Source organism: uncultured Parabacteroides sp. (assembly GCF_902493135.1).
Classification (GTDB): domain Bacteria; phylum Bacteroidota; class Bacteroidia; order Bacteroidales; family Tannerellaceae; genus Parabacteroides.
In genome coordinates this window covers 79,766-93,123 of sequence record NZ_CABUOD010000009.1, presented here as the reverse complement: position 1 = coordinate 93,123, position 13,358 = coordinate 79,766, and the positions used below count along the sequence as shown (strand labels likewise).

The 13,358-nt window shown below is 48.8% G+C and carries 9 protein-coding genes and 3 tRNA genes; 7 read left to right on the top strand and 5 right to left on the bottom strand.

All coding sequences use genetic code 11. The features are described 5' to 3' along the window. Nucleotide 1: 1 nt before the first annotated feature. Together rlmD and RDN79_RS06070 are read right to left on the bottom strand one after the other, a co-directional pair. Nucleotides 2-1,426: a 23S rRNA (uracil(1939)-C(5))-methyltransferase RlmD gene (rlmD, locus tag RDN79_RS06075; RefSeq protein WP_298549399.1), complete on the bottom strand. Its 1,425-nt coding sequence runs from the start codon at nucleotides 1,424-1,426 to the stop codon at nucleotides 2-4. A gap of 78 nt (nucleotides 1,427-1,504) precedes the next feature. Next, nucleotides 1,505-1,867: a helix-turn-helix domain-containing protein gene (locus RDN79_RS06070; RefSeq protein WP_298549401.1), complete on the bottom strand. Its 363-nt coding sequence runs from the start codon at nucleotides 1,865-1,867 to the stop codon at nucleotides 1,505-1,507. A gap of 166 nt (nucleotides 1,868-2,033) precedes the next feature. Here RDN79_RS06070 and RDN79_RS06065 point away from each other — a divergent pair, with 166 nt between their 5' ends. Then, nucleotides 2,034-2,561, top strand: a complete 528-nt coding sequence (locus RDN79_RS06065; protein WP_298549402.1) for a DJ-1/PfpI family protein — start codon at nucleotides 2,034-2,036, stop codon at nucleotides 2,559-2,561. Nucleotides 2,562-2,640: 79 nt separating this feature from the next. On the opposite strand, the gene RDN79_RS06060 is transcribed toward RDN79_RS06065, so the two are convergent. Next, complete coding sequence (locus tag RDN79_RS06060) at nucleotides 2,641-3,270, bottom strand: recombinase family protein (protein WP_298549404.1); 630 nt, start codon at nucleotides 3,268-3,270, stop codon at nucleotides 2,641-2,643. A gap of 220 nt (nucleotides 3,271-3,490) precedes the next feature. Between RDN79_RS06060 and RDN79_RS06055 the strand changes: the two genes are divergently transcribed. From RDN79_RS06055 to RDN79_RS06045, 3 genes are all read left to right on the top strand, one after another. Beyond that, nucleotides 3,491-3,565: transfer RNA gene (locus RDN79_RS06055), tRNA-Pro, on the top strand. A 186-nt stretch (nucleotides 3,566-3,751) separates the two neighbouring features. Next, nucleotides 3,752-3,836 (top strand) — tRNA-Ser (locus RDN79_RS06050). A gap of 77 nt (nucleotides 3,837-3,913) precedes the next feature. After that, nucleotides 3,914-4,001: transfer RNA gene (locus RDN79_RS06045), tRNA-Ser, on the top strand. A 456-nt stretch (nucleotides 4,002-4,457) separates the two neighbouring features. Here the strand turns inward: RDN79_RS06045 and RDN79_RS06040 are convergent. Beyond that, complete coding sequence (locus RDN79_RS06040; RefSeq protein WP_298549406.1) at nucleotides 4,458-5,723, bottom strand: mechanosensitive ion channel family protein; 1,266 nt, start codon at nucleotides 5,721-5,723, stop codon at nucleotides 4,458-4,460. Between the two features lie 290 nt (nucleotides 5,724-6,013). Beyond that, complete coding sequence (locus RDN79_RS06035; RefSeq protein WP_298549408.1) at nucleotides 6,014-7,183, bottom strand: mechanosensitive ion channel family protein; 1,170 nt, start codon at nucleotides 7,181-7,183, stop codon at nucleotides 6,014-6,016. A gap of 113 nt (nucleotides 7,184-7,296) precedes the next feature. Between RDN79_RS06035 and RDN79_RS06030 the strand changes: the two genes are divergently transcribed. The 3 genes from RDN79_RS06030 to RDN79_RS06020 are packed head-to-tail and all read left to right on the top strand — an operon-like array spanning nucleotide 7,297 to nucleotide 13,201. Next, the gene (locus RDN79_RS06030; RefSeq protein WP_374044490.1) at nucleotides 7,297-10,185 is read left to right on the top strand and encodes a M16 family metallopeptidase; all 2,889 of its coding nucleotides are present in this window, start codon (nucleotides 7,297-7,299) and stop codon (nucleotides 10,183-10,185) included. Continuing rightward, nucleotides 10,186-10,641, top strand: coding sequence for a DUF4268 domain-containing protein (locus RDN79_RS06025; protein WP_298549410.1), 456 nt, complete (start codon nucleotides 10,186-10,188; stop codon nucleotides 10,639-10,641). Between the two features lie 22 nt (nucleotides 10,642-10,663). Beyond that, nucleotides 10,664-13,201 carry a M1 family aminopeptidase gene (locus RDN79_RS06020; RefSeq protein WP_298549411.1) on the top strand — a complete coding sequence of 846 codons (2,538 nt, stop codon included), beginning with the start codon at nucleotides 10,664-10,666 and terminating at the stop codon, nucleotides 13,199-13,201. The last annotated feature ends 157 nt before the right edge of the window (nucleotides 13,202-13,358 follow it).

Genomic DNA, 13,358 nt, shown 5'->3' with positions numbered 1-13,358 from the left:
ATTAATTCTTATTTTTTAATTTCTCCAAGAGAACGACATTCTCCACGTGATGCGTATGCGGGAACATATCTACCGGCTGCACTTTCTTGACGGCATATTTTACGGAGAGCAAGCTCAGGTCGCGTGCCTGTGTCGCCGGGTTACAGCTTACATAAACGATACGTTCCGGTTCGGCAAAGAGGATCGTGTTGATCACATCGTCATGCATACCGGCACGGGGCGGGTCTGTGATAATAACATCCGGACGGCCGTGTTGGTTGATGAAATCCTGTGTCAGGATGTCTTTCATGTCACCGGCGTAGAACAATGTGTTTTCGATCTTGTTCAGGGCGGAGTTGACTTTGGCGTCCTCGATCGCTTCGGGCACATATTCGATGCCGATCACTTTCTTTGCCTGGCGGGAGACGAAGTTGGCGATCGTGCCGGTTCCGGTGTACAAGTCGTAAACCATCTCGTTTCCGGTCAGTCCGGCAAACTCGCGGGCGACTTTATACAGTTCGTAAGCCTGATCACTGTTGGTCTGGTAGAACGATTTCGGCCCTACTTTGAACTGAAGCCCTTCCATTTCCTCGATGATATGATCTTTTCCGCGGAACACAAGAACGTCTTGGTCGGTAATCGTATCGTTGCATTTTTCGTTGATGACGTACATCAGTGAAGTGATCTCCGGGAACTGTTCGGCAACATAGGAGAGGAGCGCTTCGCGGCGTTCCGTATCTTCGTGAAAAAATACCAGCACTACCATCAGGTCGCCAGTCGAGGCCGTGCGGATCATCAACGTACGCACAAATCCTTCCTGATTGCGAAGGTCGAAGAAGGGATAGCCTTCATGTGTCAGGCAGTATTCTTTGACCGCCAGACGGATACGGTTTGATATATCGTTCTGCAACCAGCATTTGTGAATGTCGAGCACCTTGTCGAACATTCCAGGAATATGGAAACCGACTGCATTCATGCAATCGAATTTGGCTCCGGTTTTCACCTCTTCTTCCGTCAGCCATTTCTTGTTGGAAAACGTGAATTCGAGTTTATTGCGATAGAATGTCGTATGTTTGGAACCCTTGATCGGGAGTATCTCTTCCATTTCGATCTTACCGATCCGGGTCAGGTTGTCGATCACCTGCTTGTGTTTGTAGCGAATCTGTTCTTCATAGGGCAGATGTTGCCATTTACAGCCGCCGCATACGCCGAAATGTTCACAGAACGGCTCGGCACGTCGGGTCGAATATTCATGGAAAAGTACAGCTTTCCCTTCCGCATAACTATGTTTCTTGCGTGTCAATTGTATGTCTATGACATCTCCGGGAGCGACAAAAGGTACGAATACGACCATGTCATTTACACGTGCGATAGCCTTTCCTTCTGCGGCTACATCTGTTATTGTTACCTTTTCCAATAAAGGCAACTGCTTCTTATTTCTTGCCAAGATGATTAATTTTTAATTTATGGCGCAAAGATAGAGATAAAAATATATCGTAAAATACTTCTGTGTAAAAGATTTTGACTATCCGCATGGCTGTCCGGCCTTTTCCCGGCTCTCGAATATAACCGTCATGTGCTCCAAGGCCCAGCCGACAAGATTTTCTATATGTGGAATCAGCGTTTTGCCGGTTTCCGTAAGCTGGTATTCGACTCTGGGCGGGACTTCGGCGTAGACCGTTCTCGAAACAAGCCCGTCGGTCTCCAGTATCCGGAGCGTGACAGTCAGCATACGCTGGGAAATGTCGGAAATTGTTTTTTGGATGTCGCTGAAGCGCATCGTGCCGTTTGCATTCAGGGTGATCATAACAAGCATTGACCACTTGTCACCGAGCCTGCATAAGATGTCCCGGATGGGACAATTTCCTGTAGGATGAAAATTTTTCATTTTTTTTGTCTTAGTAGTGCCTTGTGTCTCAACAATAGTTACATTCATGTAAGTAGCTTATTCATAGGTGCGTTCTTGTTTTACCGAATCAGACTACTTATCTTTGCTGCACAAAGGTAATAAACTTACTAAAAAGAACTATTGTATCACTAAAATTATTATTATCATGGCAAAGAAAGTAGCGGTTTTGGCAGTGAATCCGGTAAACGGATGTGGATTGTTCCAGTATCTGGAAGCATTTTTTGAAAATGGTATTCCTTATAAGGTGTTTGCCGTCAGCAATTCGAAGGAGATTCGCACGAATTCCGGCATCGCTTTAATTGTGGATGATGTTATTGCAAATCTGAAAGGACATGAAAAGGACTTTGATGCGATGGTATTCGCATGCGGAGATGCCATACCTCAGTTTGCCCAACATGCAGGGGAGCCGTACAACCAGGATCTGATGGCTGTTATTGCGGCATTCGGACAGAAAGGGAAAATCATGATCGGCCATTGTGCCGGAGCCATGTTGTTCGATATGGCAGGTGTCATCGATGGAAAGACGGTGGCTGTCCATCCGCTTGCAAAGCCGGCCATACAAAAGGGAAAGGCAACAGACAACAAATCCGAAGTCGATGGAAATATTTATACGGCCCAAGATGAAAACAGCATCTGGACGATGATGCCGCAGATGCTCGATGACTTGAAATAAAAATCAGATTGTCTATTATTAAGAAGAGCGGCGCTTCCGGAAGATTTATCAACTTCAGGTCCGTACCGCTCTTTTTATATTATTCGGCATCGCTTTTCTTTTTCCTTCTCGAAGGCGGGTTCGGTATGTTTTCCCGGACGAAGCGCTTGAAACCGCTCAAAGAGACCTTATAATAATCGGCTAATTCGGCATATGTCGCGTTTTCTTCTTTCAGTTCTCTTTCAATCTGGCTTTTCTGGGAAAGGAGAAATTCGGTTTTGGGGCTTCCCAAAGGGCGTCCTAATTTCGTTCCCTTGTTCTTGCTGGCCGTCAGTGCTTCTTTCGTACGGGCGGAAATAAGTTTGCTTTCTATTTCGGAAACAAGCCCGAATGTGAATGCCAACGTCTTGCTGTCCACGTTATTTTCAAATGAATAGCCTTCCTTGATGCAGTAAAGCGTCACTTTCTTTTCAATACACAACAAGATCAAATGCATTATCTCCATCAGCTTCCGGCTGAGCCGGGTGACATCGGCGACGATAAGAATATCGCCTTCCTGCAAATTCTTTATCACGTCTTCGAGCCGGTTTTTCCCTTTGGAAGAGTTTTTAGCATCTTTCAGCCACTTGTCAATCTCGATTTTTTTTGCTTTTGCAAATTGTTCGATTGCATTTTTCTGACTCTCTGTTTGCTGTTTATTTGAATATGTACGTATATAAGCGATTGTCATATTTCTTAATTATTTAAATGTTGTTTCATCATTTGATATATAACAGATTGGTTTGCAATATGTTCATTCTGAAAATTAATAAAAGGGGGATACATATTGTTGCAATGATCTCCTAAACTGATGCGAATGTACGCAAATAAAAAAAACAATGAAATATTTGGTAGTTAAAAATAAATATCTACCTTTGCACCGCAATCAAAAATAAAGGGATTGCAAAAAACGGGGTGTAGCGCAGTCCGGTTAGCGCACCTGCTTTGGGAGCAGGGGGTCCCAGGTTCGAATCCTGGTACCCCGACGATAAGAGTTGCTTGATCAAGCAACTCTTTTTTTGTGTCTTTTCGTATATGAACTACCCATATATATTTATATGTCTGAAAATCAGAAATAGAGAATTGAAAAGCCAAAAAAGTAAAAAGAAATAAAACGAAAAGCTTGCATAATTCAAATAAACCATCTACTTTTGCACCCGTCTTAGAGACAAGGAGAGATGGCAGAGTGGTCGATTGCGGCGGTCTTGAAAACCGTTGAACTGAGAGGTTCCGGGGGTTCGAATCCCTCTTTCTCCGCTGAAAGCAGCAAAAGCTGCTTTTTACGTTTTATGGAGGCTGGTCGCTTCCTGATATACATAATTTCAACCGAAAAAGGAGAGATGCTCGAGTGGTTGAAGAGGCACGCCTGGAAAGCGTGTAAACCCCTAAAGGGTTTCGCGGGTTCGAATCCCGCTCTCTCCGCTGAATTAAGCGGACAATACCGGACAAAGAACAGACAAGTCCCACGAATTTAACGATTTGTGGGACTTTTTTTATTCCCTTGTGTCTGCCTTAAAGTCGGGATTTATTCCCTAATCGCAATATCAAACCTTTGAAATTTATCGATCCGGTTGTCAGAATATACAAGTAAATTATTAATATTCGTATGTAATTTCTTTTTTATGCCTGTTATTTTTGTGACGTTAAGACTAAATTATGATCATACAAAATGACAGCGAAAAGTATGCATTTAGATTTATCATTATTCCAGATAAAGAACTGGGAAGAAATTTTAGGCGGAGAGTTTTATATGACAAATCCTCTTGTGCGTTATATTTTGTTAGTTATTATATTGTTGGTACTTTTCTTGCGTACTCTTTCGTGGTTGCAATATTTATATTTAAAACATGAGTTGAAAAAACGATTTACCAAACTTGTTTAGTGTTTGGCATTCAGGCTTCTCAAATCGCTTCCGGAGACATTCTGGAAGATGCTGAGTCCGAATTCCGGGATTACGGCCAGCACATGGTCGAATACGTCGGACTGAATGCCTTCGTAGGGAACCCAGTCTTTCACGGAGGAGAAGAAATAGAGTTCGATCGGAATACCGGTTTCCGTCGGTTGCAACTGGCGGACCATGCAGGTCAGTTCCTTGCTGACCTCCGGGAGGCTTTTCAGGTAATTGACCAGGTAGGCGCGAAACACGCCGATATTCGTTTGCCGACGACCGTTTACACGGATGGAACCGTCGATCCGGTGCGCCTCGTTATAGGCGTTCAGCTCTTTTTCCTTCTCGTCGATATAGTCTGTCAGCAAGGAGATTTTGCGGAATTTGGCCAACATCTCAGGCGTGCAGAAACTCACGCTGTTCATATCGATATTGATGGAGCGCTTGATCCGCCGTCCGGGAGATTCCGACATCCCGCGCCAGTTTTGGAAAGCATCGCTCACCAGGGCATAAGGGGGAATCGTCGTGATCGTATTGTCGAAGTTCTTGACTTTGACCGCGTTCAGCGTGACTTCGGTAACCGTCCCGTTCGCCCCGTATTTCTCCATCGTGATCCAGTCGCCCGGCCGCAGCATATCGTTGGCGGAAAGCTGTATGCCGGCCACGAATCCCAAGATCGTATCCTTGAACACCAGCATCAGGATCGCGGCCGAAGCTCCCAGTCCGGCGAACAGCGTCGTCGGTGATTTGCCGATCAGAATACTGATGATCAGTATAAAACCGATAAAGAAAACGGCTACCTGCAATAGTTGGATGAAACCTTTCAGCGGCTTGTTCTTGAGCGATTCCTTCCGGTTGTATATTTCATGCACGACGTTCAGGGAGGCACTGATGAAACGAAGTGAAACGGCAATGATGTAGATCTTGCATATCATTTGCAGGATTCCCAATATCTTGGGCGCCTCATCAACCGGGAAAGCCAGCGGCAGCAGCACATACACCAGGATGGCAGGGATCATGTGCATCAGCTTGTTGATAATCTTGCGCTCGACGATCAAGTCGTCCCATTGGTTGCGGGTTCTCTTCGCAAGCCGTTTGAACATATTCAGGAAAATATAGCGGCAAGCGTAGTCGATGCCGACCGTTACGGCGATGATCAGCAGCAGGACGATCGTATTGTCCAGTTCGGTTGCCGAACTGCTGATAATACCCCATTCGATCAGATGATTGTTAATCCATTCTTGTATTGCGTGCATATCCTTTAAATGTTTAATCAAGTGTACTTGCGAGAACCTCCAATTTGTAGACAAAACTAACTAAAAAACTAACTGAAAAATACAATATTCCCCATAAAAAGCGGCAAAAAGGTCATCCTTCTGAGATATAGGCGATTGTAAAAATATCAGTTTGTTAAAAAATATTACCCTTGCGGGAAATTTTATTTTCATGGGTATGAAAACCGATTTTCATGCCCGTGTGTTTCGATTTGGACCAATGGGTATTTCTACAAATTTGACAATAAGGGCCTCTGCCTTTTTCATGGCTCTTACTCCGAATACTGGTAAACCTTCAAATCGAATTTGGGGACCATTGCGAAGAAATGGTCGAAGATGTCCGACTGGATACGTTCGTATTCCTTCCATATTTTATTGCGGGAGAAGAAATAGATCTGGATAGGCACGCCATATTCAGTCGATTGCAACTGGCTGATGATTAAATCGAGGTCGGTGTTGACGACCGGAAGGCTTGTCAGGTATTTCTCCACATAGACACGGAACATCTGCGAATTGGTGGGCGTCACGCCTTCGTCGGGCTTGTAGTCGGCAAGCAACGGGATCTCCTTGCGGAACGTGTCGAGCATGTCCGGCGTACAGAACTTGATGGTATTGAGGTCGAGAAAGATGGACTTCATCACACGGCGGCCGCCCGATTCGACCATGCCCCGCCAGTTCTGGAACGAACCGTTCACCAGCGTATAAGGCGGGATGGTGGAGATCGTATTGTCGAAGTTTTGTATCTTGACGGTATTCAGCGTGATTTCCATGACAGTACCGTTCGCGTTCGAGCCGGGAACCGTGATCCAGTCGCCCGGCCGCAGCATATCGTTGGCGGAAAGCTGGATGCCCGCCACGAATCCCAAGATCGTATCTTTGAATACCAGCATCAGGATCGCCGCCGAAGCGCCCAAGCCGGCAAACAGGCTGGCCGGAGATTTCCCGATCAGGATGGCGACGATGACGATCCCGCCGATGAAGAACAGCAAGACTTGAAGCACCTGCATGAACCCTTTGATCGGACGGTTCCTACTCACCTGCCGCGTGTTATACATATCCAGAAATACCAATATGAAACCGTTTATGGCCAGCAACAAGGCGAACACGATATACACGGCACATATTTTCTGCGACCACAGCAACAAGCCTTTTCCCCGTATGAACGCCAAAGGCAACAGGGCGTAGACCAGGATGCCCGGTATCGTGTGGACCAAGTGGTGGACGACCTTACGTTTGAGGAGCAACGAGTCCCACTGGTAATGCGTATGCTGCGCCAGCTTTTTCATGCTGCCGACAAAAATCGCCTGGCACAGGTAATCCAGCCCGACTGCCAGTATGACCAGCAATGCGGCGATGATCATTTCATCGAAAGTATTTGCAATTTTAGGGTCCACGCCCCAACCGATCAGGATACCGTTCATCCAGCTGCCTAAGTTTATCATATCGTATTGGCCTTTTATTGGGATAACAATTAAATATTCGTTTGGTTTATCGCATCGATCACTATTGTCGGATTAATTTTTTATCTTTGACGCTAATATTGCAAATCTGTAACATGACCGTGAAATTAAAAGTAGTGATGATGGCATTCGCATGTTGTTCTTATCAATCGCAAGCAGCGGACTTGAACGCTCTCAAAGTAAAGGAATATAAACTGGATAACGGGCTGACCGTTTGGCTGAACGAGGATCACAGCCAGCCGAAGGTCTTCGGCGCCGTCGTCGTGAAGGCAGGGTCGAAGGATTGCCCGGACACAGGGATCGCCCACTATTTCGAGCACATGATGTTTAAGGGGACGGACCGTATCGGGACGCTCGATTACGAGTCGGAGAAGGTCCTGCTGGACTCCATCGTCCTGAAATACGACGAACTGGCCATGACGGAGGATGCCGCAGAACGTGCCCGCCTGCAAAAGGAGATCAACGAGCTGAGTATCCGCTCTTCCGAATATGTCATCCCCAACGAGTTCAACCGGCTCATCAGCCGGTTCGGCGGTTCCGGCCTGAACGCGGCGACCTCATACGACGCAACGATCTATTTCAATACCTTTTCACCGCAATATATGGTCCAATGGGCGGAGATCAACAGCGAACGCCTGATCAACCCCGTCTTCCGTCTTTTCCAAAGCGAACTGGAAACGGTCTATGAGGAGAAGAACATGTACGGCGACTTCATCGGCGGCCAGGTGATGGACACGCTGATGGCGCGTTATTTCGGCCCGCACCCGTATGCTTACCCGATTATCGGCAGCACGAAGAACCTCAAGAACCCGCGGCTGACGGAGATGCGCAAGTTCTTCGAGGACTATTATGTGGCATCCAATATGGCGCTGATCCTTAGCGGCGATTTCGATACGCGTCAGGTTATGCCTGTCCTCGAAAAGACCTTTTCACGCATCCGTCCGGGCAATGTGCCGGCGCCGGAGAAGGTGACGCTCCCGCCGTTCAACGGACGTGAGAAAATGAAGGTGAAGTTCCCGATCCCTTTTATTAAGGCGATGGGGCTGGGGTTCCGGGGCGTTTCGGCCAACCATGAAGACCAGGTTGCCCTGAATATAGCGGTCAACCTGCTGAACAACGCCAACGGCACGGGCTATCTGGACAAACTGATGGTGGAGCATAAGCTGATGGGAGCCCTTGCCATCAACGAGAGCATGAATGAGGCGGGCATCCTGGCGGTCGCCATTATGCCGAAGTTGTTGATCCAATCGTACAGCTCGGCCGAGAAGATGGTCTGGAACGAGATCAACCGGGTGAAAAACGGAGACTTCAGCGACGAAGTGTTCAACAGCCTGAAACTGGAACAGAAACGGCAGTATGCGTCCGCGTTGGAGAATATCGACTCGCGTGCGACGGTCATGATGAAACTGTTCTCGCAGGGAAAGAGTTGGAACGATTACCTGGACGAGGTGGCGCGGATCGAGTCTATCACGAAAGAGGATGTCGTGCGGGTCGCCCGAAAATATTTCAGCGATAACTATCTGTGCGTAACCAAGAGCACGGGGAAATATCCGAAGGACAATCTGCCGAAACCGGCTTTTGCCCCCGTCGTCCCCCGCCATGCAGACGCTTCGTCTGCCTACGCCGAACAGTTGGAGAAGATACCGGAACAGCAAGTGCCGCCTCGTATCATCGATTTCGAGAAGGATGTGAAGACATCAAAGCTGGCTCCTTTGGTGACGTTGTACACGACTCCTAATCCGCTGAACGATATTTTCACCTTCAATATCTCCTATGGAATCGGCGCTTTGGAGCAACCGGAGTTGATGCAGCTCGTCAACTACCTGCAATTGTTAGGAACCGATTCCTTGCCCTTCGAGCAGTTCCGCGGCCGCTTGCAGTCGATCGGGAGCACGCTTGCCTTCGATGTGACGCCCGATGCTTTTGTCATGAAGGTGACCGGTTTCGACAACCATATCGACGAGACGATGGAACTTGTGGGCGACTTTATCCGCCATGCAAAGGCAGACGACAAGAAGCTCCGCCAGGTAGTGGACGATGCCAAAGTCTCGGAGAAAGCCTTTTTCAAGTCGGGCGACAATGTGGCATCGGCTTTGCTGGAACAGGTGAAATACGGCGACCAGTCCCGTTACCTGCGTAAGCTTTCACTCTCGCAGATCAAGAAATTGAAGGGAAAAGACCTGTTGGCGGTCTACGACAAGGTGCGGAGCGTAGAGTGCGACCTTCACTACTGCGGCACTTTGCCTGTGGAGAAGGTGATCGGGACGATCCGCCGGCATATCCCGTTGGAACGGACGACCGTGCTCTCCAATTCTCCCTATTACCGCGAGTTGAAACAATACGACCGGCCGACCGTCTTTTTTATCGATATGCCGGATATGGCGCAGAGCATCGTTTACGGCTATGTCAAGGGCGATCCGGTCGATGACAAGGCTTCCCGCCATGCCTCCCGGCTGTTCTCCGTCTACTTCGGGGGCGATATGTCGTCGCTGATGTTCCAGGAGATAAGGGAGTTCCGCTCTTTTGCCTACCGGACAAGCGGTCGTTACCAGTTGCCGAACCATGCACATAAGGGGACTGCCGGATCTTTTACGGCGATGCTGTCCACCCAGAGCGACAAGACGCCGGATGCGCTGGGCGTACTGGATTCGCTGATCCGGGAAATGCCGTTGAAGCCGGAAAGGGTGGAGGCGGTCAAGCAGACGTTGGTGAACCGCATCAATAACGATTATCCGCCTTTCCGCAGCCTGTCCGAGAAAGTGGCGAGTGCGCGTATGGAAGGTTTCGACCGTGATCCGGCTGAAGAATTCCTGCGGGATATCGCAACGATGGACATGCAGGATATTTCCCGTTTCTACCGGGAGCAGATCAGTGGCCGCCCGGTCGTTTACGTGATTGCCGGGAACCGGAAACGTATCGATATGAAGAAGCTGGCCGAATACGGTACGATAGTAAAAGTGAAAAAGAAAGACATATATAAATAAATGTATAGTAAAGACGAACTCAAGAACCTGAAACTTGAATTTTGGGAAAGTTTCGCCTCATTTTGTGAAGTACAGCCGTATCTGAGAGGACGCAAGAAAACGTGGGTTCTATATGATACGAAAGTGAAAGGGGTCGAACTCAAATTCGATGCGACAAGAGAGGGTGCGTTTGTCATCCTCGAAGTGAACCATAGGAGCGAAGAGGCCCGGCTGGAGATGTTCGAACGCCTGACGTGGTATAAGGATACGCTGGAAACGGATTTTCCGGAGGGGTTGACCTGGGACATTTGTTTCGTGCGCGATACCGGAAAGCAGGTGGCCCGTATTTATACCTCCAAGTTCGGGATCGACTTCCATCGCCGTCAGGACTGGGGAGAGTTTTTCTCCTTTATGGCAAGCCGGATGTATCTGTTGGAACGGAACTTCATGTCCATAGCTGAGTATTTGAGGGAATAGGGAGATTTATGATTTTCGAATTATGATTGATGTCATGTTTAAACATTTTATAGGGATAGTTTCTATCGCATTCTTAAGTGCCTGCGGTAGTCCTGCGCCGGATGCGGCGCTGTTGCAACCGGGAGTCAGCCGGGAATTGGCCCGGTTCAGGAAAGAACATTTCGAGGGGGTACGTTACCACCTCTTTTTCTCCATCCCGGAAAACCGGGGGGAGGCCGTCACCGGCAAAGCGGAAATAACGCTTGCCGTCCGTGAAAAGCAACCGGTTATCATCGATTTCCGGGGAGAACCGGAACAGGTTGCCTCGGTTTTGTTGAATGGCAGGAAAGTCCCTTATACGGTTAAGGACGAACATATCGTGATCGGCGCAAGAGAGGCGGCAGACGGAGAGAACCGCGTAACCGTCGAATTTACGGCAAACGACCAGTCGCTGAACCGCCGGGACGAGTTCCTCTATACGTTGCTGGTTCCCGACCGGGCGCGTACGCTCTTCCCCTGTTTCGACCAGCCGGATATGAAATCGCTTTTCACCCTGTCGTTGGAGGTCCCGTCTTCCTGGCAGGCGGTCGCCAACGGGGCGGTCGAGCAGGTGGATTCGACATCCGTCGCCGGGCGCAGGCGGATTTCTTTCCGGGAAACGGAACCGCTCAGCACCTATCTTTTCTCTTTCGTCGCCGGTAAGCTGACACGGGAAACGTATTCGCGCGACGGACGGAATATTTCGATTTACCATCGCGAGACCGACCCGAAGAAGGTGGCACAGTGTCCCGATATTGCCTCCGAAGTGTTCGATGCGCTCGAATGGCAGGAGGAATATACCCGGATACCGTATCCTTTCGCCAAGTACGACCTGATCATTTTGCCGGGATTCCAGTTCGGCGGGATGGAACATACGGGAGCGACCTTATATACGGACGGGCGGATGTTCCTGAACGAGAACCCGACATTGAACGAGCGTCTGGCACGCAGTTCCCTGATTGCGCACGAGACTTCGCATATGTGGTTCGGAGACTTCGTGACGATGGAATGGTTCAATGATGTCTGGACAAAAGAGGTTTTCGCCAATTATTATGCCTCCCGGATGATCGAACCTCTGTTTCCGGAGGTGAACCATTCCCTGAACTTCATGCTCGACTATATCCCGGCGGCCTATTCCGAAGACCGTACCGCCGGCGCCAATCCGGTGAAGCAGCAACTGTCGAATATGCGGGATGCCGGATTGATGTACGGCAATATCATCTATGATAAGTCTCCGATTATCCTGGAAATGCTGGTGAAGAAAATAGGGAAGGAGCCTTTCCGGGAAGGGATACGGGAATATCTGAAGACGTATGCATACGGGAATGCGACCTGGGAAGGGTTGATCGGCATCCTGGACAAATATACGGACGACGACCTGTCGGCCTGGAGCCATGTCTGGGTGAACGAGAAGGGGATGCCTGAAATCTCTTGCGAAGCAGGTAAAAAATTGTATGTCGAACAGTCTGACCCTTTCGGCCGCGGACTTCTGTGGGAACAGGATTTGTCTTTTCTTATCGTTCATCCGGATAAGGAGACAGAAGAAGTTCAAGTTAAATTTGCAAAAGGCAAGAGGTTGAGGTTTGTGGATTTGAAAAGGAAGGCGGGCACAGGCAGTTTCGTCATACCCAATGCCGACGGCAAAGGATATGGTTTCTTCCGCCTGTTTGAAAAAGATGCGAAGGCTTGTTTGTCCTACCTTCCCGATTGCAAGGATGAAGTGTTGAGAGGTTCCTTGCTGATCACCTTGTATGAGAATTTATTGAACCGGACGATCTCTTCGGAATCGTATATGGAAGCTATGTTGGATTATCTGCCGGGGGAAACCAATTCCCTGTTGTTCTCGGCCGCCCTCGGATATATCGGCAATTGCCAACGTCTGTATCCCGCTGATCCGGAAAAAACGGAACAGGTACTCTGGAAGATCGTGACGACGGCAGAACAACCCCAGCGGCGTTTGCAGGCGTTCCGCCTGTATCGCTCCATCGCCCGCACGCGGGAAGCGGTCGGCAAACTGTATGCGCTCTGGAAAGACCGGAAAGCGCCTGCCGGCTGTTCGCTGAGCGAAAACGATTATATCAGCCTGTCGTACGGCCTGGCAATCCAAATGCCCGACAAAGCCGATGAAATCGTAGCGACCCAGCAAGCCCGGATCACCAATCCGGACCGCAAACGGCAATATGCGTTCATCTCGCCATCCGTTTCTCCGCGCAAGGAAGTACGCGACAGTGTGTTTGCCTCTCTGCTCGTGGCCGGAAATCGTCGCGTCGAGCCGTGGGCTTCGGCCGCCTTGTCGAACCTGAACTGCCAGTTGCGCCAGAAAGAAGCGGTCGGTTATATCCGTCCGGCTCTGGAAGCCTTGCAGGAAGTACAGCGTACGGGGGACATCTTTTTTCCGCGTGATTGGGTACGGGCTTTATTGAGCGGACATACTTCGCCGGAGGCTAAGAAGGAGGTGGACGATTTCTTTGCCGCCCACCCGGACTATCCGGTCCTGCTCTCAAATAAAATCCGTCAGCAGGCGGATCATTTGTACAGATAACCGGATTTATCGGGTTGAAATTGGCTTTATTATAAAAAAATCGCCCTGTTTGGCTAATCTTTTGTAAGTTTTATTTGCTAATTCAATTATTATTGTAACTTTGCAGCGTAAAAATAATAACAAATGAAAAGTACAGTTCTGCATCTCCACCATCATC